Here is a 19625-nt window from a genome sequence, read left to right as displayed (position 1 = left end):
CAGGACGATGTACGCGAGCCGTGTACGGGCCTCCCTGCGGGGCTGGGGCGGGGTCGGCGCGATGGCGGTGCTGTGCGCGCTGGCGCTGGGCCTCGTCCTGCTGCTGCCGTGCACCCAGCGGGTCCCGGACCACGCGCCGCGCACCGGTCAGCCGGTCGCCGACGGCGTCCAGGCCCGCGCCGGAAGCTGCAAGGACTCCGAGGCACAGGACCAGACCCTGTCGCCGTCCGGCGCCGACGGGCCGACGATCGACGCGATCAAGTCCCGTACGGGCGAGCGGCGCAAGCTGATCGTCGGCGTCGACCAGAACAGCTACCACTGGGGCTACCGCAACCCGAACACCCAGGGCGCGGAGCTGGAGGGCTTCGACATCGACCTGGTGCACCGGATCGCGCAGGACATCCTCGGCGACCCGGACGCGGTGCAGTTCAAGGCGATCCCGACCAGCCAGCGCATCTCGGCGATCCAGGACGGCCGGGTGGACATGGTCGTCCGGACGATGACGATCACCTGCGGCCGGCTGTCCCAGGTCGCGTTCTCCGCGCCCTACTTCAAGACCGGCCAGCAGGTCCTCGCGCCCAAGTCGTCCTCGATCACCGGCTACAACTCCACGCTGGCGGGGAAGAAGGTCTGTACGGCGGCCGGTTCGACGGCGTACACCAAGCTGGACGCCGACAAGAAGGGCGGCACGCTGCCCGCCTCCACCGACATATCCACCACCGTCCCGAACCAGCTGGACTGCCTGGTGCGGCTGCAACTCGGCGAGGTGGACGCGGTGGTGACCGACGGTGCGCTCGCCGCCAGCCAGGCCGCGCAGGACCCGACCGTCGAGCTGAAGGGCGCGGCGTTCACCACCGAGTACTACGGCGTGGCGATGAAGCAGGACGCCACCGATCTGGTACGCCGGGTCAACCGCGTTCTCGTGGACTACCGGTCGAGCGGCTGGCAGAAGTCGTACGACACCTGGCTCTCGGCGACACTCGGAACGGACTCGGCGGCCTCCGAGCCCCCCGCACCGCGCTATCTGCGGGCCGGTTGAGCCATACACATCCCGAACAGACTCAAGCGCGAGAGGTGATCGATGGGCGTCACGGACCCCGCCGGGCCGGTGATGGACCGGGACGAGGTGGACCGTGCGCTGGCGCGGCTCGGCCAGGAGCACGAGGCGATCGAGACCTCGCTGCTGGCCCTGCAGGACCACGCGGGCCGCAGACTCCTCGAGGGCGCCGCCCTGACCGGTGTGACCAGGGAACGCTGGCAGGCCACCGAGGCGCGGATCACCCTGCTGTGGTCGTACTTCGACGCCTACACCGCCGTACTGCGGGGCGCCCGCGAGATCCGCGCCCGGCGCCGCTGGTCCAGCCGCGACGACCTGACGGAGCTGACCGAGGTGCTGCGCGGCGAGTCCGTCTCGGTCCCCGGTTCGGGGAAGCTCAGTGAGACGTTCTCGCTCAGCACCCTGGTCGACCGGATGAACGAGCTGTACGCGACGAGCCTGGACCTGGTCGTCGCCGCCGACGCCGTGTGGTCGGCGCTGCCCGCGCGGATCGATTTACTCGCCGCCGAGCTCCAGCGCACCCGCAAGCTCGCGCACTCCGTCGGCGTACGCCCCGGCGAGCACCCGGCGGGCGACGATCTGGAGCGGATCACGCGCATACTGACCAAGCTGCGCGAGGACGTCGTCTCCGACCCGCTCGCGTTCTGGGTGGCGGCCGAGGGCAGTTCGGCGCCCGGCGGCGGCCGCCCGGACACCACGGTGTACGACCGTGAGGCGCGCGCCCTGGAGGACGTGCGCCGGGAGATCGACGCCGTGCTGACGGTCCGGCAGGACGCCGAGCAGCGGCTGATCCGGCTGCGGGACGTGCTCTCGCGGGCCGACCGCACCCTCGCCGAGGCCCGCACGGCGCGCGGCGAGGTGCTGGCGAAGATCGCCGCGACCGAGGTGCCGGTGGTCAGCGGCCCGCCGACCGCGCTCCAGGAGCAGCTCGCGGCGGCCGCCGAGTACCGCAGGCAGGCGCAGTGGCACCGGCTCTCCCCGCTGCTGGAGTCGCTGGAGGAGAAGGCCGAGGACGAACTGCTGCGCGCCCGCGAGTCGTTGACCGCCGTCACCGCGCCGCTCGCGGTCCGCGCCGAGCTGCGCGGCCGGCTGGACGCGTACAAGGCGAAGGTGGCCCGGCACGGGCTCGCCGAGGACCCGTTCCTGGTCGAGCGGTACGACGCGGCCCGGCGCATGCTGTGGAGCGCGCCCTGCGATCTACGGGTGGCCGAGCAGGCCGTGCTGCGCTACCAGCAACTGGCGGCCGATCTGCTCGGGCAGCGGGGGACGCCTCAGGACCACAGGGGGGACCAGTCATGAGTCAGGCGGGGCAGCGCTGTCAGCGGCCGGGCTGCGAGGGGTCGTACGAGGACGTCGGCGGCGGTGAGCTGTACTGCGACACGTGCGGTCTCGCACCGGTCGTCTCGGCGAGCGGGATGGTCGGCTCGACACCGACCGGGATCACCAAGGGGTCGGTGGAGAGCGGCGGTTCGCGGTCCTCCTCCCAGTCGTCCAAGTCGCGCCGCTCGGTGTCCGGGCGGCTGTCGCGGTCCGCTTCGGGGCGGTCCACGAGCCGTTCGGTGTCGGTGCGCAGCTCCGGTTCGTCGTCGGGGGCGTCGGGGCGCGGGCGGCTCGGCGCCGGGCTGGTGAGCGTGCCGCAGGTGCCGCGGCCCGACCCGCGCGCGATGGTGCTGGAGAACCCGGAGGTGCCGGAGCGCAAGCGGTTCTGCTCGCGCTCGGACTGCGGGGCGCCGGTCGGGCGGGCCCGGGGTGAGCGGACGGGCCGTACGGAGGGTTTCTGCACCAAGTGCGGGCATCCGTACTCCTTCGTGCCGAAGCTGAAGGCCGGGGACGTGGTGCACGGCCAGTACGAGGTCGTCGGCTGTCTCGCGCACGGCGGTCTGGGCTGGGTCTACCTCGCCGTGGACCGGGCCGTCTCCGACCGCTGGGTGGTGCTGAAGGGCCTGCTGGACACCGGTGACCAGGACGCGATGGCGGCGGCGATCTCCGAGCGGCGCTTCCTCGCGGAGATCGAGCACGCCAACATCGTGCGGATCTACAACTTCGTGGAGCACCTGGACCAGCGCACCGGCTCCCTCGACGGCTACATCGTCATGGAGTACGTCGGCGGCAAGTCGCTGAAGGAGATCGCCAACGCCCGCCGTACGCCGGACGGCCGCCGGGACCCGCTGCCGGTGGAGCAGGCCTGTGCTTATGGCATCGAGGCCCTTGAGGCCCTCGGCCACCTGCACAGCCGTAACCTCCTGTACTGCGACTTCAAGGTCGACAACGCCATCCAGACCGAGGACCAGCTCAAGCTGATCGACATGGGCGCGGTGCGCAGGATGGACGACGACGAGTCGGCCATCTACGGCACGGTCGGCTACCAGGCGCCGGAGGTCGCGGAGGTCGGCCCGTCGGTGGCGAGCGACCTGTTCACGGTCGGCCGCACCCTCGCCGTCCTCGCCTTCGACTTCCAGGGCTACACCAACGTCTACGTCGACTCCCTGCCCGACCCGGACACCATCGAGGTCTTCCGCCGCTACGAGTCCTTCTACCGGCTCCTGGTCCGCGCCACCGACCCCGATCCGGCCCGCCGCTTCGGCTCCGCCCAGGAGATGGCCGAACAGCTGACGGGCGTGCTGCGCGAGGTCGTCTCCCTCCAGACCGGCCAGGCCCGGCCCGCCCTGTCGACCCTGTTCGGCCCCGAAACGAAGGTCACCGACCGGGAGTTGTTCCCCCGGCTGGACGGGGACGTGTCGCGGCTGGGGGCGCGGGAGGTGCGCAGGACCACGCCCCCTGTCCCGGCGCTGCCTCCGTCCGCCCTCGTCAAGCCCGTCGACGCCCCCGCCGCCGCGCTCGCCCTTCCCGTGCCGCTGGTCGACGCCGGTGACCCCGACGCCGGTTTCCTGGCGGGGCTGCTGGCCTCCGCGCCGGCCGAGCTGATCAGTGCGCTCGACGCGGCGCCGACGCGGAGCGTGGAGACGCGGCTGCGGCAGATCCGGGCCCGGCTGGAGAGCGGGGAGCGGGAGACCGCCCTGATGAGCCTGGCCAAGCTGGACGAGGAACGGCCGGACGACTGGCGGGTGGTGTGGTGCCGGGGCCTGGCCGCGCTGGTCACCGGTGACTTCGAGGGCGCCGCGCTCGCCTTCGACGCGATCTACGACGCCTTCCCCGGCGAGGCCGCGCCCAAGCTGGCGCTCGGTCTGTGCGCGGAGGTGCTGGGCCAGTTGGACAACGCGGCCGAGTACTACCGGCTGGTGTGGGCGACCGACCCGAGCTTCGTCAGCGCCGCCTTCGGGCTCGCCCGGGTGCGGCTCGCGGCCGGGGACCGGCACGGGGCCGTGCGCACCCTGGAGTCGGTGCCGGAGTCCTCCATCCACTTCACGGCCGCCCGCGTCGCCGCCGTACGGGCCCGGCTCAGACACCGTACGGCGGGCGCGGGCGACGTACCGTTCCTGGACGACCTGACCGCCGCCGCCGGGCAGGTCGAGGCACTCGAGGCGTACGGCCTGGACCCGGCGCGCCGCGAGCAGTTGGCGGCGGAAGTCCTCGGCTGTGCGCTGGACTGGATACTCTCCGTGGGCCAGGGCACTCAGCCCGCCGCCGGCGGACGGGTGCTGCTGGGCAGCGGTCTGGACGAGCGGGGCCTCCGCTTCGGCCTGGAGCGCGCCTACCGCACGCTGGCCCGGCTGGCGACCGGCGGCGAGGAGAGGATCGAACTGGTGGAACGGGCCAACCGTTACCGCCCCCGGACGTGGGTGTAGTTGATGTCGCAGATGCCCCAGCAGGCCGCACTGCCGAAGTGCCCGAGCTGCGCGGAACCCGTGGAGCCGGGTGACCTCTTCTGCGGAGTGTGCGGGTACGACCTCTCCGTCGTACCGGCGCCGCCGCAGGACCATCCGACGCTCACCATGACCGGCGCCGCCGCCGGCGACGACGGTCCGCCGGGCACGGACGCGGGAGAACCCGACGCGCACGCCTCGGCGCGGCCGGCCGGCTCCGGGGTGCGCTTCGACCGGCCCGCGGAGCCCGAGGAGTACCCGCTGCAGGCGCCCGACCCGCGGATCGCCGCCGAGGCCGTCGTACCGGAGGAGCCCGCGCAGGTGTGCGTGGCCTGCCGGGCGGGGCGGGTGGACAGCGACGGCTACTGCGAGAACTGCGGACACGCCCAGCCCCGCGAACGCGACCACGTGGAGCGGGAGTCGGGCCCGGTCGCCGCCGTCAGCGACCGCGGGCTGCGCCACCACCGCAACGAGGACGCCTTCGCCGTCGGCCACACCGCGCTGCCCGACGGCACCCCGGCGGTCGTCGCGATCGTCTGCGACGGCGTCTCCTCGGCGACCCGCCCCGACGACGCCTCGCTGGCCGCGGCCCGGACGGCCGGGGACACGGTGCTGGCGGCCCTGCCGCGCGGCACGCACCCACAGGCGGCCCTGCACGAGGCGATCGTCGCCGCCGCGCAGGCCGTCAACGCCCTGGCCGACGAGCCCGCCACGGCCCGCGAGCACGCCCCGCACCAGAACGCCCCGGCCTGCACGATCGTCGGCGCGGTGGTCACCGCCGGGCTGCTGGTGGTCGGCTGGGTCGGCGACAGCCGCGCCTACTGGGTGCCCGACGACCGTACGGCTCCCCCGGCCCGGCTCACCGAGGACGACTCCTGGGCCGCGCAGATGGTCGCCGCCGGGCTGATGAGCGAGGCCGAGGCGTACGCCGACGAGCGCGCCCACGCGATCACCGGGTGGCTCGGCGCGGACGCCTACGAACTGGAGCCGCACACCGCGTCCTTCAAGCCGGACCGGCCCGGAGTCGTCGTCGTGTGCACCGACGGCCTGTGGAACTACGCCGAGTCGGCCGGGGAGATGGCCGAGGCCGTGCCCGCCGACGCGGCCGAACGCCCGCTGCACAGCGCCCGGGTGCTGGTCGGTCATGCCCTGGACGGCGGGGGCCACGACAACGTAACAGTGGCGGTCGTGCCGTTCCCGGCGCCGCCCCAGGGGGCAGGATCGGCCTGAGGGCGCGGACCGGAGGGGACCGGTCGGGCCGCCGGGGGACGGTCTGTCCAGACAGCCATGCCCTGTGTCAGCAGGGCGGTCAAGGGGGATTTGAGTACCTATGGCGAATTTCGCGAAGTCGCACGTGCCGCAGTTCTCCATGGACGTCTACCAGAACGAGTACCTGCCGGAGGGCGGGCGTGAGGTCAACGCGATCGTCACCGTGACCGCGACCGGCGGCGGCACGATCGGCAGCGCCGCCGCCCCGGTGTACGCGCACGGCCGCGGCCCGTCCGCCGCCGTGGCGATCACGGTGGACTGCTCCGGCTCCATGGACTACCCGCCGACCAAGATGCGGGGCGCCCGCGACGCCACGGCCGCCGCCATCGACGCCCTGCGCGACGGCACGCACTTCGCGGTGATCGGCGGCACGCATGTCGCCCAGGAGGTCTATCCGGGCGGCGGGCGGCTCGCGGTGGCCGACCGCACCACCCGCGAGCAGGCCAAGCGGGCGCTGCGCAAGCTGACCGCGGGCGGCGGTACGGCGATCGGCACCTGGCTGCGGCTCGCCGACCGGCTGCTGTCCTCGGCGGACGTCACCATCCGGCACGGCATCCTGCTCACCGACGGCCGCAACGAACACGAGTCGCCGGAGGACCTGCGGGCGACGCTCCAGGCCTGTGCCGGACGGTTCACCTGTGACGCGCGCGGTGTCGGCACCGACTGGGAAGTGAAAGAAGTCACAGGCATCGCCTCCGCGCTGCTCGGCACCGCCGACATCGTCGCCGACCCGGCGGGCCTCGCGGCCGACTTCACGCGGATGATGGAGACGGCGATGGGCAAGGAGGTCGCCGACGTCGCCCTCAGGGTGTGGACGCCGCTCGGCACGACCATCCGGTACGTCAAGCAAGTCGCGCCCACCGTCGAGGACTTGACCGCCCGCCGCACCGAGGCCGGGCCGCGCGCCGGGGACTATCCGACCGGCTCCTGGGGCGACGAGTCCCGCGACTACCACCTGTGCGTGGAGGTCCCGGCGGCCGGGATCGGCCAGGAGATGCTCGCCGCACGGGTCTCGCTCGTGGTCCCCCAGCCGGACAGATCGGTACAGAACCTGGGCCCGCAGGGGCTCGTACGGGCGGTCTGGACCGACGACATGACGGCCTCCACCTCGATCAATCCCCAAGTCGCCCACTACACCGGACAGGCCGAACTGGCACAAGCCATCCAGCAAGGGCTCGACCTTCGCAAAGCGGGCGATTTCGACGGCGCAACGGCCAAACTGGGACGGGCCGTTCAGCTCGCCGGCGCCTCCGGGAACGCGGATACTGCGAAACTGCTTGCGAAGGTGGTGGACGTGGTCGACGCCGCGACAGGTACTGTGCGGTTGAAGACGAAGGTCGCGGAGGCGGACGAGATGACTCTGGAGACCCGGTCCACAAAGACTGTTCGTGTAAAGAAGTGACCCTGAACGCGTAGGAGAAGGGGAAGCGCCGACATGCCGACCTGCCCGAACGGACACCAGTCGGGTTCCGACGACTGGTGCGAGGTCTGCGGTCACCGCATGGCCGGTGCCGTACCTCCGCCCCCGCCGCCGCCCCCGCCCGCGGGTGGTTACGGCTTCCCGCCGCCCGGCGGTCCCGGTGCCCAGGCCGGCGCCGGACGCCCGCCGGCCGCGTCGGCCCCCGAGCCGGAGCTGTGCCCGCAGTGCCGCACGCCCCGCGAGGGCGGCGCGCCCTTCTGCGAGGAGTGCCGGTGGAACTTCCTGACCAACACGGCCACCTCGTACACCCCGGCCGCCCCGCGCCCGCCCCAGCCCCGCTTCCAGCCGCCGAGCGCGACCTACGGCGGCGGTGACGGGTACGAGTACCAGGGCTCGCGGCCCTCGCAGATGAACCGGCCCGCCGAGCCGATCCCGTCCTTCGGCAGCGAGCCGTCGGGGCCGACGCCGTTCGGCGGCGAGCGCCCGCCGACAGGGCCGCCGACGACTCCTGGGCCGTCCGGTGCGTCCGGCCCCTCCGGCTTCGGTGGTCCGTCCGGTCCTTCCGGCTTCGGTGGTCCTTCTGGTTCTTCCGGCTTCGGTGGGGGTCCGGGGCAGGGCCCGCAGGGTCCGGGGCAGGGTCAGGGTCCCGGTGGGCCCGCCGGTCCGCCGTCCTTCGGCCGGGAACCGTCGGCCGGTCCCGGTGCCGGTCCCCACAACCCCTTCGGCCGTGAGCCCTCCGCTCCCGGTGCCCCCTTCGGCGGCGACCCGTCGCGTCCGGTGCCTCCGCCGCCCGGGCCGACCCCGCCGGCCGGTCCCGGTGCGGGTCCCGGCGGTGCCCCGCAGGCGTTCCAGCAGTCCGGCCCGTCCGCTCCGCCCGCGCCGCCCGCGTTCCCGCGCGAGAGCGGCCGGCCCCCGGTGGGCGGTCCGCCCGGCGGCGGTCCCTCGTTCGGCGGCGGTGACGACGACTGGGTGATCTCCCCGCCGTCGTCCACCGGTCCCGCCGGAGGTCCCGGTGGGCCTGGTGGTCCCGGCGGCCCGGGCGGTGGCTACGGCTACCCGCAGCCCGGCTCGACCCAGGCCCCGCCCCCGCCGCCCGGCCCCGGTTTCCCGCAGCAGCCCGCGGGTCCGGTGACCTGGACGGCGACCATCGGCCCGGACCGCGAGTACTTCATGGCGATGATGCAGCGCTCGGGCCCCGAGGCCGCCGGGCTCAACCTGCCCGCCTACTCGCCCGAGCAGCAGCGCACGCTCAGCGGCAACCAGGTCACCATCGGCCGCCGCCGGCACTCCACCGGCGACACCCCCGACATCGACCTGGCGGTGCCGCCGGAGGACCCGGGCGTCTCGCACCAGCACGCGGTGCTGGTGCAGCAGCCGGACGGCAGCTGGGCGGTCGTCGACCAGAACTCGACCAACGGCACCACGGTGAACGGCTCCGACGAGCCGATCCAGCCGTTCGTGCCGGTCCCGCTGCAGGACGGCGACCGGGTGCACGTGGGCGCCTGGACGACGATCACCGTCCGCCGCGGCTGAGCCCGGTTCGGGGAGCGGTCAGGGGAGGGGCCAGACGTACGGCCCCTCCGGGTCGTCCAGCCACGCCCAGGCCGCCTCGCCGCCGACCGTGACGCCGTACCGCTCGCGCCCCGGCATGCCCTCGCGCTCCCACAGCGCGCAGGCCTCCCCGGGGTCGAGGGTGCGCCGGGTCAGGGCGAGCAGGAAGCGGAACGACTCCTCGTCACGGACTCGGCCCGGCAGCCCTGCCGGTGACACCCCCTGCGGCTCCGGCCGGCCCTCGCCGCGCAGCGGGACGAAGTAGGCGGCCGTCGCCAGGAAGCGGCCCTCGGCGTTGGCCGGGTCCCGGACCGTCAGCGCCAGCAGACCCGTGGCCAGCGGGGTGAGGATCCGGGCGCCGGGGCGGCACTGGGCGAGCCAGGCGCGCGGCACCGTGGGCAGCGCGCAGGTGGCGATGATCCGGTCGAAGGGGGCGCGTTCGGGCACCCCGCGCGCGCCGTCGCCGGTGACGACGACCGGGCGGTGACCGGCCGCCTCCAGATGCCGGCGGGCCGACTCGGCGATCTCCGGTTCCAGGTCGATCGTGGTGACGAGGCCGTCGTCGCCGAGCCGGTGGGCGAGCAGGGCCGCGTTCCAGCCGGTGCCGGCGCCCACCTCCAGCACCCGGTTCCCGTCCTCGACGCTCAGCGCGACCAGCATCCGGGCCATCAGGGACGGCTGGCTGCTGGAGGAGAGCAGCTCGCCGTCGCGCAGCCGGGTGACGAGCGCGGTGTCGTCGTAGGCGCCGCGCAGCCACTGCTCGCGGGCCCGCGGATCCGGACTCTCGCCCCAGCGGCGCTCATAGCCGCGTGGCCCGGCGACGTGGTAGTACGGCACGAACAGATGCCGGGGCACGGCGGCGAACGCCTCCCGCCACACCGGGTCCCCGTCCCAGACCCCGCCGGCGTCGATCTCCCGCACCAGCCCGGCCCGCGCGCCGGCGGCCAGAACGTCGGTCTCGGTGTCGTAGGCGCCCATGGACTCAGAGTAGGGGCGGGACGTCCGTGGGGGTCCTAAGCCTTGAGTCCTGGGTCACCCGGTCTGAGACGATGGACGCGTACTGCAATTCCCGGGGGACACCCCCCGGACCCCCGGCCGAACAGCCTCGGGGTGGACCGGCAAGAGAAGTGAGGCTATCCAACGTGACCGAGATTCGGCGCGGCACGCTTCAGGAGCAGACCTTCTACGAGCAGGTCGGCGGTGAGGAGACCTTCCGTCGGCTCGTCCACCGTTTCTACGAGGGAGTCGCCGAGGACCCGCTTCTTCGGCCGATGTACCCGGAGGAGGACCTGGGCCCCGCCGAGGAGCGGCTGGCCCTGTTCCTGATGCAGTACTGGGGCGGCCCCACGACGTACAGCGAGAACCGCGGCCACCCCCGGCTGCGCATGCGGCACGCGCCGTTCACGGTGGACCGGGCGGCGCACGACGCGTGGCTGAGGCACATGCGGGTGGCCGTCGACGAGCTCGGGCTGTCCGAGGAGCACGAGCGGACGCTGTGGAACTACCTGACGTACGCCGCCCAGTCGATGGTCAACACCCCGGACTGAACTCCGAGAGGACTCAGCGGACGCTGACGCCGAGCGGGCCGAGTCCGGCCCGCCGGACGGCGACGGAGCCGTACGGGGTACGCAGCCGCAGCCACGCCCCGGACGAGAACAGCCCGGTGTCGGCGGCCTCGGTCCCCGGCCGCAGGAAGCCCAGCGACTGGGCCGCGTGCACGGCCCGCACCGGGAGACCGGTCCGGCCGATCTCCCGGGACCAGATGTCCCGCCCGATCCGGTCCAGTTCGGCGCGGGTACGACCCTCCGGCGCCAACTCCTCGGTACGGGACCGGAATTCGCCGACCGCGGCGGCCACGGTCGCCCGCAGCGCGTCCGGGGCGGGCAGTCCCGGCTCGGGCTGCCAGCCGCCGCGCGGCGGCAGCACGCCGGCCCACGGCGGTCCGGTGACGGCGGCCGGGACGGCGGCGGTGGCCGCGCGCTCGTCCACGGACTCCAGCAGCTCACCGGCGGAGACGGTCACGTCGAGGGCGACGTCGAGCCCGTCCTCGTACGGCTTCGCCAGCCGCACCGCGCGCACGGCCAGCACCTCGAAGGACGGGGGCCGGCCGAACACGGCGAGCGCGGTGCCGGCCGCCTGCAGGCGCACCGCGGCTCCACGGTCGTAGTGGAGCAGCCGGGAGAGGAAGGCGGCGAGGTCGGCCGCCTCCGTCTCGTCGGCGAGGTGCAGCACGGTCATGCGGCGACGGCCTCCCCGGCGCCGTCCGTGTACTCCTGGAGGAACTCACGCTCCTCGGCGGTGATCCGGCGCGGCCGCTCGGCCTCGAAGTCGAACGGCACGACCACCGTCGAGGCCCGTACGTAGACCAGGTCGTCGTCCTTCACCTCGTAGGCGATGGTGAAGGACGCGGCCCTGATCTCGGTGATCCACAGCTCGATGTCCACCGGGTGGTGCCGGTGCACGAGCTGCCGCTTGTAGTCGATCTCGTGCCGCGCCACCACGGACCCCTGCTTGAAGTCCTTTTCCGGGCGGAACAGGAAGTCGATACGGGCTTCCTCCAGGTAGCGGATGAAGACCGCGTTGTTGACATGGCCGTACGCGTCCATGTCCGACCAGCGCAGGGGGCAGCGATAGATGTGGCGCAAGACCGATCAGCCCCGGGTCAGCTTCTTGTAGGTGGCGCGGTGCGGGCGAGCCGCGTCCGCACCGAGCCGCTCGACCTTGTTCTTCTCGTACGACTCGAAGTTGCCCTCGAACCAGAACCACTTCGACTCACCCTCATAGGCGAGGATGTGCGTGGCCACCCGGTCGAGGAACCACCGGTCGTGGGAGACGACCACGGCGCAGCCGGGGAAGTCCAGCAGCGCGTTCTCCAGGCTGGAGAGGGTCTCGACGTCGAGGTCGTTGGTGGGCTCGTCGAGGAGCAGCAGGTTGCCGCCCTGCTTCAGGGTCAGCGCCAGGTTGAGCCGGTTGCGCTCACCACCGGAGAGGACACCGGTCGGCTTCTGCTGGTCCGGGCCCTTGAACCCGAACGCGGAGACGTACGCCCGGCTCGGCATCTCGACCTGGCCGACGTTGATGTAGTCGAGCCCGTCGGACACGACCTCCCACAGCGTCTTCTTCGGGTCGAGGTTCTCGCGGCTCTGGTCGACGTAGGAGATCTTGACGGTCTCGCCGACCTTGATGTCGCCGGAGTCCGGCGTCTCCAGGCCCTGGATCATCTTGAAGAGGGTGGTCTTGCCGGCGCCGTTCGGGCCGATGACGCCGACGATGCCGTTCCGAGGCAGCGTGAAGGAGAGTCCGTCCACGAGGACCTTCTCACCGAAGGCCTTGTTGAGCTTGTCGACCTCGACGACGATGTTGCCGAGCCGCGGGCCCGGCGGGATCTGGATCTCCTCGAAGTCCAGCTTCCGCATCTTGTCGGCCTCGGCGGCCATCTCCTCGTAGCGGGCGAGGCGGGCCTTGGACTTGGCCTGGCGCCCCTTGGCGTTCGACCGCACCCACTCCAGCTCTTCCTTGAGCCGCTTCTGCCGCTTGGCGTCCTTCTGGCCCTCGACCTTGAGACGGGTGGCCTTGGTCTCCAGGTACGTGGAGTAGTTGCCCTCGTACGGGTAGGCACGCCCGCGGTCGAGTTCCAGGATCCACTCGGCGACGTTGTCGAGGAAGTACCGGTCGTGGGTGATGGCGACCACGGTGCCGGCGTACTTGGCGAGGTGCTGCTCCAGCCAGTTCACCGACTCGGCGTCGAGGTGGTTGGTGGGCTCGTCGAGGAGGAGCAGGTCAGGGGCCTCGAGCAGCAGCTTGCAGAGCGCGACACGGCGCTTCTCACCACCGGAGAGGTTGGTGACGGGCCAGTCGCCGGGCGGGCACCCGAGCGCGTCCATGGCCTGCTCGAGCTGAGCGTCGAGGTCCCACGCGTTGGCGTGGTCCAGCTCCTCCTGGAGCTTGCCCATCTCGTCGAGCAGCGCGTCGGAGTAGTCGGTCGCCATGAGCTCGGCGATCTCGTTGAACCGGTCGAGCTTGCCCTTGATCTCGGCGACACCCTCCTGGACGTTCTCCAGGACGGTCTTCTCCTCGTTCAGCGGGGGCTCCTGCAGCAGGATGCCGACGCTGTAACCGGGCGAGATGAAGGCGTCACCGTTGGACGGCTGCTCCAGCCCCGCCATGATCTTCAGAACGGTCGACTTACCGGCGCCGTTCGGACCGACGACGCCGATCTTCGCTCCCGGCAGGAAGTTCAGGGTGACATCATCGAGGATCACCTTGTCGCCGTGCGCCTTGCGCGTCTTGCGCATGGTGTAAATGAACTCAGCCAAGAGAAACCGTCCGGCAGCTTGAAATCTGGCAGTGGGCAGATACACCCCATCTTGCCTGAACGCCAGGCTTGGGTGTTAACCCGTTTGGTTGGGGGGCTGTGACCTGGGGTTTCGTGGCTGGGGGCTGCGGCTCGTCCGTCACTGTGGGTCGCCGTTGATCGGCCTCGGGTGCCCTAGCCCGGCCCGGGGACGGCCCAGGGGCGATCACTCGTGATCCGCGGGCCCGGCCCCTGACGTCAACGGCAGTCGTTGACCCAATCACCAGGCAGCGCGTCGCGGACCCGATTCAGTGCCTCCTCGCTGCGCGCGCGAACCGAGAGGCATTCCCCGCCCTCCTCCCGCAGGATCACATCCGATCCGGCGAACCAGCGTCCCCACTCCCCGGACTCTCCCGGGTAGGAGGGACACGGCAACAGCACAAAGCGGTTGTCCAACGGCTCGTCGAGGTCCGGCAAGAAGTCACTGAGCTCCTCCGGCGCGTGCAGCGACTCCGACAGGACGATCTCGACCCAGGCCAGGGAACACCGTTCCATCCACTCCCCCCAGCGCTCGGCCGCCTTGTCGGCCAAATCGAGCTTCATCACCACAGGAGGATCGGCCTTGTCGAGATCAGCGAGCCGGACGCCCCACGACGATGCCCCTTGGTTCTCATGCCGGAATACCAATACCTCGCCGCGATCATCGACGTACAGCTGATCCGGCCTGAGTAGGTGGTCGTGGTTGCTCGTCAGATCCTGTCGGCCACCTATGAGCTGGTATCCCTGACGAAGTGCCGCAGGCAGGGTGAGACCGAGTCTGGTCTCCGCACCTGCCAGCTCCGCATCGTCGCAGCCATCGCCCTCAGCCAGTGGCGTCACCCAGTGCGCGGCGAATCCGCGAATGAAGCGCCAGGCCTCGGCGGAGTCGGCCACACCCGGCCTCAGCTGGCTGACGAGGTCACATGATGAGGTCATGCGGCGGACGCTATAGCAGGGACCGCCAACCTGAGACCGGCGCGCCCTCCGCCACAGAACTGATGATCAGCCAGGAAGCCGCTGACCGCACGTCCAACTTCTCGCATGCCGCCCGCAGATCTGGCGTCCCCCAGGTGCGTGGGCTGACTCCCACGGTCACAGCTCCCACCACAGGTCCATGTTCTGGTGGACGCGCTCGCGCAGACAGCTTGAGTGGGAGTACACGAGCTGCCGCACGTTGCTGGAGTGCGCAGGACCAAGCCGGAGCTCATTCGCATCCTGGTCCTGCTCCAGATCGACGACGAGCCAGCAGAAGCAACAGGTGGGGTTCCGGTCCAACGGCGCGCTCCCTCGTAGTCCCGCCAACAGCACAGAGCATGGGACGGAAACTGTGTCGGACGGCTAGTCAGCAGTAGAAGTTTTTCTGGCTTTTCTCAGTGCCGGATCAGCGAACGCCGCTTCATGACCAGCGGCTGCCTAGGAGGCGAGGGGAGGGCTTCCCCTTCGAGTCCTCGTCTCGCTGGTGACCGTCAGAACTCGGCGGCATCACCTGGAGCCCCACCCTCCGCGCGGGGCGGGCGATGGTCACCCGCCGACGGTCATGAACCGTTTGGCTCTTCCCGCTTGCGCAGCACCACCAGCACCGCCCCGCCGATCACCACGAACCCGATGGCCGCGCCCGCGATCAGCGGAGTGACCGCCGAGCCGCCCGTCGCGGCGAGGTTGGTGTCGGGGGCCGTGGTGCCGCCCACTGTGGCGGGGCGGGGGTCGTTGTGGGGCTTGGCCTGCTCGGTTGTGATCGCGCCCTGGGTCTTGCAGTCCAGGACACCGGTGAAGCGCCGGCTGAAGCCGTTCGGGCCGGTGATCGTGAAGTCGTAGGCCTGGTCCTCCTGGAGGGGGACCGTGACCGTGCGGGTGGTGCGCGCGGGGATGGTGTGCTCGGTGTCCATCAGGGCGAAGGTGAAGGGCTTGTCGCCCTTGTTCGCCACGATGATGTCCACCGCGCCCTTGGCGCAGTCCTTGTGCGCCGAGACCGCCGGTATGGCGCCCTCGGCCGCCCAGGCGGCGCTCGCGGTCGCGGAGACCGTGGACTCGCTGGAACCGGCCAGGATCTGGGTCTGGCTGCGACTGTCGGAGGCGAAGGCACGGCCCACCGGGACGGTGGTCGACGCCTGTACGGTCAGCTGTGCCGTACCGTCCGAGGCGTCCTCGGGAATGTCGAAGTACAGCTTGCTGCCGTTCTTCGCGGTCGTCAGCACCTTGCCGGTCTTGTCGATGATCCGCACCCCGGTGGTCGCGGCGTCCGCCGGCCCGCTGACCGTGACACCGGCCGCGTTGGTGTGCACCGTCACCGGGCCCAGCAGGTCACCGGGCCGGCCGGAGACGGCGGGCGGGTCCAGGGTGAGCGAGGCCTGCGGCTCGGTGAGGTCGCGGGCGCTCTTCTCCAGGTAGTCGGCGAGCTTCTCGGCCTGCGGGTCGACGGCGTCGACCTTCGCGCCGTCGGAGTAGCGCCAGATCGCCACCTGGGTGCCGGCCGCCGCGTCCTGCTCGGTGAGGTTGCCGGCGCCGGCCTTGCGGGCGAGCGCGGCGAGGTTGTTGACCTGGGGGTAGGAGTTCTGCAGGATCCAACGGATCTTGCCGGCGTTCTTGTTGGTGCCCAGCGAGGTGCTGCTCCAGGAGGTCTCCTGGTAGTGGGCGTCGCGCTGGGTGGGGTTGTGCAGGTCGACGCAGTAGGTCTGCAGGGTGCCGCCGCCGTCGACGGACATCTCGAACAGGCCCGCGGCCACCCGCTGCTCGCCGCCGGCCTCGTGGACCACGGCCTCGCCATAGGTCTTCAGGCCGTTGATCGTGGCCGTCGCCCCGCCCTGGGCCTGTGGTGCCCCCTCGGCCACGGCCGTACCGGCGCCGGAGAGCACACCGGCCGCCGCGATGCCCGACACCGTCGCGGCGGTGGCCAGGCGGGCCGCGAGGGCGGACCGGCGGAACCCAGAGAACGCAGCAAGCACAGAATTCCCCTTCGAGCAGGACCCGTTGGACATGGGGGACGGTCCCACCAGCAGAATCGGCGGCCCCGAGGGGCATGCCCGGCATCCTATGGATCACTCGGAGCCTCTCCTGCCGGTCGGATGATCCGATGGCCGATCCGATCCGGAATCGTTATCGCCGGGACCGTCCATGAGCTGGGCATATCGACAAATCCACCGGTTCGTGTGGAGTGTTGGGCGCGTCCAGTGGCGCCACTTCGTGCCCATCCGCATCCGCTGACGTCACGTCACCAGCGCTGGTTCCTGGGTCGGTTGAGGCTGCTCCTGTTCCGTGTTTGCTTCGGGCGGGCGCGGTGTCTCCCAGTTCGGCTCCGGCCTCGTCGTCGTCAGCTGCGTCTCCGGCTTGGCCGCGCGCTGGAAGGCCGCCGTACCCCGCGCGAGGTCGTGGCCGATCGCCACGGCGTCGATGTCGGCGGACGCCCACTGCTGCTGTCCGTCGCGCACCTCCGTGCGCACCTTCAGCCGGCCCTGGACGACGACGGGCTGGCCCACCTCGACCGACGCCTTCACGTTGACCGCGAGCTGCCGATTGGCCCACACCGTGAAGAAGTTGGTGTGCCCGTCCGTCCAGGTGCTCTTCTCCCGGTCCCAGTAGCGCGCGGTCACCGCCAGCCGGAACCGGACCGAGGGACCTGCCGCCAGCTCCCGGTACACCGGCTGGGTCGCCACGTTGCCCACCACGCAGACGATGGTCTCGTTCATGTCCTCGCTCCCCTCCCCCGCCCGGCGTCCTCCGGCCGGCGGGCGGCACGCGTACGGGCCCGTCCCGTACGGCTGTGTCTGGTACGTCCCGGCGACCGCACCGCGATCGCCGCGACCCCCAGACTGCCGCCGCCGGGCCGGGCCCGCTCAGCTCTGTGGACGACCACCCCACCTGTGGAAAACTCCATCACCCGGACGAGTGAATCCCGTCCACAGCCCCCTCGCTCACACCCCGGAACAGGGGAAAACCCCGGTTTTCACCCCGCTCACACCCCGGCCCGCACCACCCTCCCGTACTGCTCCCGCACCTCGCGGTACCGCAACAGCTCCGCCGCCACCGGATCCAGCACCCGGGCCCGCCCGCAGCTTGCGGCCGCCTCCCGCAGGCGCCGTTCCGCGTCCTGGCCGTAGCGGCGGGCCGGGCCTCTCGCGGCCATCCGGCAGCCCCACTCCACGAGCGGCCCGCCGAGGATCCCGCACACCATCAGCAGCACCGGAATCCCCAGGTTGGGCGCCACGACGCCGACGATCTGCCCCACCAGCCACAGGCCGCCCACGACCTGCACCAGCGTCATCGCCGCCTGCGCGAGCACCGCCGCGGGCCACCATCCGGGCCGCGGCGGGCGCCCCGGCGGCAGACCGGCCCGCTCGGCGAGTTCGTCGAGTGCCTCGGACAGCCCCTGGGATCCGCGTACGGCCGCCTCGCGCACCGCCTGCGCCCAGGGCACGGGCAGTCCGGCCGAGGCCCGGTCGGCCACCGTACGGACCGCCTGTTCCACGCGCTGGCGGGCCGTGGACTCCTCGTCGGCCTGCTGGGTCCGGACGAGGTGCCGGCCGGTGCTGGACTCGCCGCGGTGCTGGTACCAGTTCCACAACCGCAGCCAGGGCGTGCCGCAGGCGCGGTTGGCGTTGCGCAGCCAGGCGCGCTCGGCAGCCTCGCCCGCCGCGGTGGCGCCCACGGCGTCCGCGAGCCGCACGGCGAACTCCTCGCGCGCCTCCTCGCTGAGGCCGACGCGCCGCCCCGCGGCGTAGACGGGCCGCAGTTCGGCCGCGGCGGCGTCCACGTCGGCCGCGACCCGGCGGGCCGCCGCGCCCCGCTCGGCCACGAACTGGCCCAGCGAGTCGCGCAGTTCGCCGACGCCCTCGCCGCTCAGCGCGGACAGTGCGAGCACGGTGGCGCCGGAATCGCCGTAGTCACCGAGTGCGACGCCGTCCTCGTCCAGCAGCCGCCGCAGGTCGTCCAGGACCTGGTCGGCGGCGTCGCCGGGCAGCCGGTCGACCTGGTTGAGGACGATGAACATGACCTCGGCATGGCCGGCCATGGGCCGCAGATAGCGCTCGTGCAGCACGGCGTCGGCGTACTTCTCCGGGTCGACCACCCAGATCACCGCGTCGACCAGTTTCAGGATGCGGTCGACCTGCTGGCGGTGCTCTACGGCGGCGGAGTCGTGGTCGGGCAGGTCGACCAGGACCAGCCCGCGCAGCTGCGCCTCGGCCTCCGGGGTCTGCAGCGGACGGCGGCGCAGCCGGCCCGGGATGCCGAGGCGGTCGATGAGGCTCGCGGCGCCGTCGCTCCAGCTGCACGCGATGGGCGCGGCCGTGGTCGGACGCCGTACCCCGGTCTCCGAAATGGCCACTCCGGCGAGGGCGTTGAACAGCTGCGACTTGCCGCTGCCGGTCGCGCCCGCGATGGCGACGACGGTGTGCCGGCCGGACAGCCTGCGGCGGGCGGCGGCCTCGTCCAGGACCCGGCCGGCCTCGGCGAGGGTATGGCTGTCCAGCCGGGTGCGGGAGAGCCCGACCAGCTCGCGCAGCGCGTCCAGGCGGGAGCGCAGCGGGCCTTCGTACGCCAGCGGGGCGGGGGTCGGGCTGCCCGGGCCGCGGACGCCGCTGTCCAGCACGGAGGCGCGTTCGGCGGCGAGGGCGGCGGCGGTGGCCTCCGTGACCCGCCGGGCGATGAGCCCGTCGTCCCAGGCCTCGGCCGACTCCGCCGAGTCCGTGGAGTCCGTCGGATCCGTCGGGTCCGGGTCCGTCGGTGCGGCCGAATTCGCCGGTTCGGCCGACCGCACCGGCTCGGGTCCGGGTTCGGCGGCCGCGGCGCGCTCGCGGGGGGTGAGACCGAAGGGGGTACGGGGGTGCGGGGGCGGGAGGTGGAACTGGAGTGACGGGACGGCGGCCGTATCCAGGGTCTTCTCCAGGTTCAGGCGCTGAGGCGGGTTCAGGTCGGCGCCTTCGCCGGTGTCCTGGCCCTCGTCCTCCTCGTAGGCGTCGTGGTCGTACACGGTGTCCACGCCGTCCCGTACGCGCGCGTACGGCTCGTCGTCCCGCACGCGCGCGTACGGCTCGCTCACCACGTCCTCGGCCTGGGTCTGGGTCTGGGCCTCGGTCTCGGTCTCCGCGCCGTCGCCGCCGATGCGGCCGTCCGCCGCGGCCACCGCGCCCTCTCCGTGCTCCACGCGCCCGCTGGTGTGGCTGTTGCTGTCGCGCTCCATGCGCCCCATGTGGTCGATGTGATCCATGTGGTCCTGGTCAGTGACGGCGGTCACCG

At 72.2% G+C, this 19625-nt stretch carries 16 protein-coding genes; 7 read left to right on the top strand and 9 right to left on the bottom strand.

The genetic code is table 11. From position 1 onward, the window contains the following. Nucleotides 1-7: 7 nt before the first annotated feature. The 6 genes from ACH47Z_RS09105 (at nucleotide 8) to ACH47Z_RS09080 (ending at nucleotide 9043) form a co-directional block, all read left to right on the top strand. The gene (locus ACH47Z_RS09105) at nucleotides 8-1039 is read left to right on the top strand and encodes a glutamate ABC transporter substrate-binding protein (protein ID WP_399072141.1); all 1032 of its coding nucleotides are present in this window, start codon (nucleotides 8-10) and stop codon (nucleotides 1037-1039) included. A gap of 42 nt (nucleotides 1040-1081) precedes the next feature. Continuing rightward, nucleotides 1082-2356: a hypothetical protein gene (locus ACH47Z_RS09100; RefSeq protein ID WP_399072139.1), complete on the top strand. Its 1275-nt coding sequence runs from the start codon at nucleotides 1082-1084 to the stop codon at nucleotides 2354-2356. After that, nucleotides 2353-4803, top strand: coding sequence for a tetratricopeptide repeat protein (locus ACH47Z_RS09095; RefSeq protein ID WP_399072137.1), 2451 nt, complete (start codon nucleotides 2353-2355; stop codon nucleotides 4801-4803). Before ACH47Z_RS09100 ends, ACH47Z_RS09095 begins: the two co-directional genes overlap by 4 nt. Nucleotides 4804-4806: 3 nt before the next feature. Further along, nucleotides 4807-6051, top strand: coding sequence for a PP2C family serine/threonine-protein phosphatase (locus tag ACH47Z_RS09090; RefSeq protein ID WP_399072135.1), 1245 nt, complete (start codon nucleotides 4807-4809; stop codon nucleotides 6049-6051). 100 nt (nucleotides 6052-6151) lie between these two features. After that, nucleotides 6152-7492 carry a VWA domain-containing protein gene (locus tag ACH47Z_RS09085; protein ID WP_399072133.1) on the top strand — a complete coding sequence of 447 codons (1341 nt, stop codon included), beginning with the start codon at nucleotides 6152-6154 and terminating at the stop codon, nucleotides 7490-7492. 33 nt (nucleotides 7493-7525) lie between these two features. Continuing rightward, the gene (locus tag ACH47Z_RS09080; protein WP_399072131.1) at nucleotides 7526-9043 is read left to right on the top strand and encodes an FHA domain-containing protein; all 1518 of its coding nucleotides are present in this window, start codon (nucleotides 7526-7528) and stop codon (nucleotides 9041-9043) included. Nucleotides 9044-9061: 18 nt separating this feature from the next. Here the strand turns inward: ACH47Z_RS09080 and ACH47Z_RS09075 are convergent, their stop codons facing one another. Beyond that, on the bottom strand, nucleotides 9062-10039 hold the full coding sequence (locus ACH47Z_RS09075) for a methyltransferase domain-containing protein (RefSeq protein ID WP_399072129.1): 978 nt from the start codon (nucleotides 10037-10039) through the stop codon (nucleotides 9062-9064). Between the two features lie 164 nt (nucleotides 10040-10203). Here ACH47Z_RS09075 and ACH47Z_RS09070 point away from each other — a divergent pair, with 164 nt between their 5' ends. Then, on the top strand, nucleotides 10204-10608 hold the full coding sequence (locus tag ACH47Z_RS09070) for a globin (protein WP_399072126.1): 405 nt from the start codon (nucleotides 10204-10206) through the stop codon (nucleotides 10606-10608). Between the two features lie 13 nt (nucleotides 10609-10621). Here ACH47Z_RS09070 and ACH47Z_RS09065 read toward each other — a convergent pair whose 3' ends face one another. The 8 genes from ACH47Z_RS09065 to ACH47Z_RS09030 all read right to left on the bottom strand — a co-directional run bounded on the left by ACH47Z_RS09065 (nucleotide 10622) and on the right by ACH47Z_RS09030 (nucleotide 19623). Continuing rightward, on the bottom strand, nucleotides 10622-11299 hold the full coding sequence (locus tag ACH47Z_RS09065) for a hypothetical protein (RefSeq protein WP_399072124.1): 678 nt from the start codon (nucleotides 11297-11299) through the stop codon (nucleotides 10622-10624). Beyond that, nucleotides 11296-11706: an acyl-CoA thioesterase gene (locus tag ACH47Z_RS09060; RefSeq protein ID WP_399072122.1), complete on the bottom strand. Its 411-nt coding sequence runs from the start codon at nucleotides 11704-11706 to the stop codon at nucleotides 11296-11298. Before ACH47Z_RS09060 ends, ACH47Z_RS09065 begins: the two co-directional genes overlap by 4 nt. Before the next feature lie 6 nt (nucleotides 11707-11712). Beyond that, complete coding sequence (gene ettA / locus ACH47Z_RS09055; protein ID WP_399072120.1) at nucleotides 11713-13377, bottom strand: energy-dependent translational throttle protein EttA; 1665 nt, start codon at nucleotides 13375-13377, stop codon at nucleotides 11713-11715. A gap of 236 nt (nucleotides 13378-13613) precedes the next feature. Beyond that, nucleotides 13614-14330, bottom strand: coding sequence for an SMI1/KNR4 family protein (locus ACH47Z_RS09050; protein ID WP_399072118.1), 717 nt, complete (start codon nucleotides 14328-14330; stop codon nucleotides 13614-13616). A gap of 156 nt (nucleotides 14331-14486) precedes the next feature. Then, complete coding sequence (locus ACH47Z_RS09045; RefSeq protein ID WP_075025312.1) at nucleotides 14487-14669, bottom strand: hypothetical protein; 183 nt, start codon at nucleotides 14667-14669, stop codon at nucleotides 14487-14489. Nucleotides 14670-14929: 260 nt separating this feature from the next. Beyond that, entirely contained in the window at nucleotides 14930-16336 is a 1407-nt protein-coding gene (locus ACH47Z_RS09040) for a Cys-Gln thioester bond-forming surface protein (protein ID WP_399072116.1), read from the bottom strand. Between the two features lie 261 nt (nucleotides 16337-16597). Further along, entirely contained in the window at nucleotides 16598-17077 is a 480-nt protein-coding gene (locus ACH47Z_RS09035; RefSeq protein WP_399072114.1) for a single-stranded DNA-binding protein, read from the bottom strand. Between the two features lie 266 nt (nucleotides 17078-17343). Continuing rightward, entirely contained in the window at nucleotides 17344-19623 is a 2280-nt protein-coding gene (locus ACH47Z_RS09030; RefSeq protein ID WP_399072112.1) for a GTPase, read from the bottom strand. Nucleotides 19624-19625: the final 2 nt, after the last annotated feature.

Source organism: Streptomyces sp. NPDC020192 (assembly GCF_044388685.1).
Classification (GTDB): Bacteria; Actinomycetota; Actinomycetes; order Streptomycetales; family Streptomycetaceae; genus Streptomyces.
This window is presented reverse-complemented; position numbering and strand designations above follow the sequence as displayed.

What these genes read in the sequence shown, in the direction of transcription:
- ACH47Z_RS09105 (WP_399072141.1), top strand. Translation starts at nt 8, where the DNA reads ATGTACGCGAGCCGTGTACGGGCCTCCCTGCGGGGCTGGGGCGGGGTC.
- ACH47Z_RS09035 (WP_399072114.1), bottom strand. Translation starts at nt 17,077, where the DNA reads ATGAACGAGACCATCGTCTGCGTGGTGGGCAACGTGGCGACCCAGCCG.
- ACH47Z_RS09090 (WP_399072135.1), top strand. Translation starts at nt 4,807, where the DNA reads ATGTCGCAGATGCCCCAGCAGGCCGCACTGCCGAAGTGCCCGAGCTGC.
- ACH47Z_RS09095 (WP_399072137.1), top strand. Translation starts at nt 2,353, where the DNA reads ATGAGTCAGGCGGGGCAGCGCTGTCAGCGGCCGGGCTGCGAGGGGTCG.
- ACH47Z_RS09075 (WP_399072129.1), bottom strand. Translation starts at nt 10,039, where the DNA reads ATGGGCGCCTACGACACCGAGACCGACGTTCTGGCCGCCGGCGCGCGG.
- ACH47Z_RS09080 (WP_399072131.1), top strand. Translation starts at nt 7,526, where the DNA reads ATGCCGACCTGCCCGAACGGACACCAGTCGGGTTCCGACGACTGGTGC.
- ACH47Z_RS09100 (WP_399072139.1), top strand. Translation starts at nt 1,082, where the DNA reads ATGGGCGTCACGGACCCCGCCGGGCCGGTGATGGACCGGGACGAGGTG.
- ACH47Z_RS09085 (WP_399072133.1), top strand. Translation starts at nt 6,152, where the DNA reads ATGGCGAATTTCGCGAAGTCGCACGTGCCGCAGTTCTCCATGGACGTC.
- ACH47Z_RS09050 (WP_399072118.1), bottom strand. Translation starts at nt 14,330, where the DNA reads ATGACCTCATCATGTGACCTCGTCAGCCAGCTGAGGCCGGGTGTGGCC.
- ACH47Z_RS09065 (WP_399072124.1), bottom strand. Translation starts at nt 11,299, where the DNA reads ATGACCGTGCTGCACCTCGCCGACGAGACGGAGGCGGCCGACCTCGCC.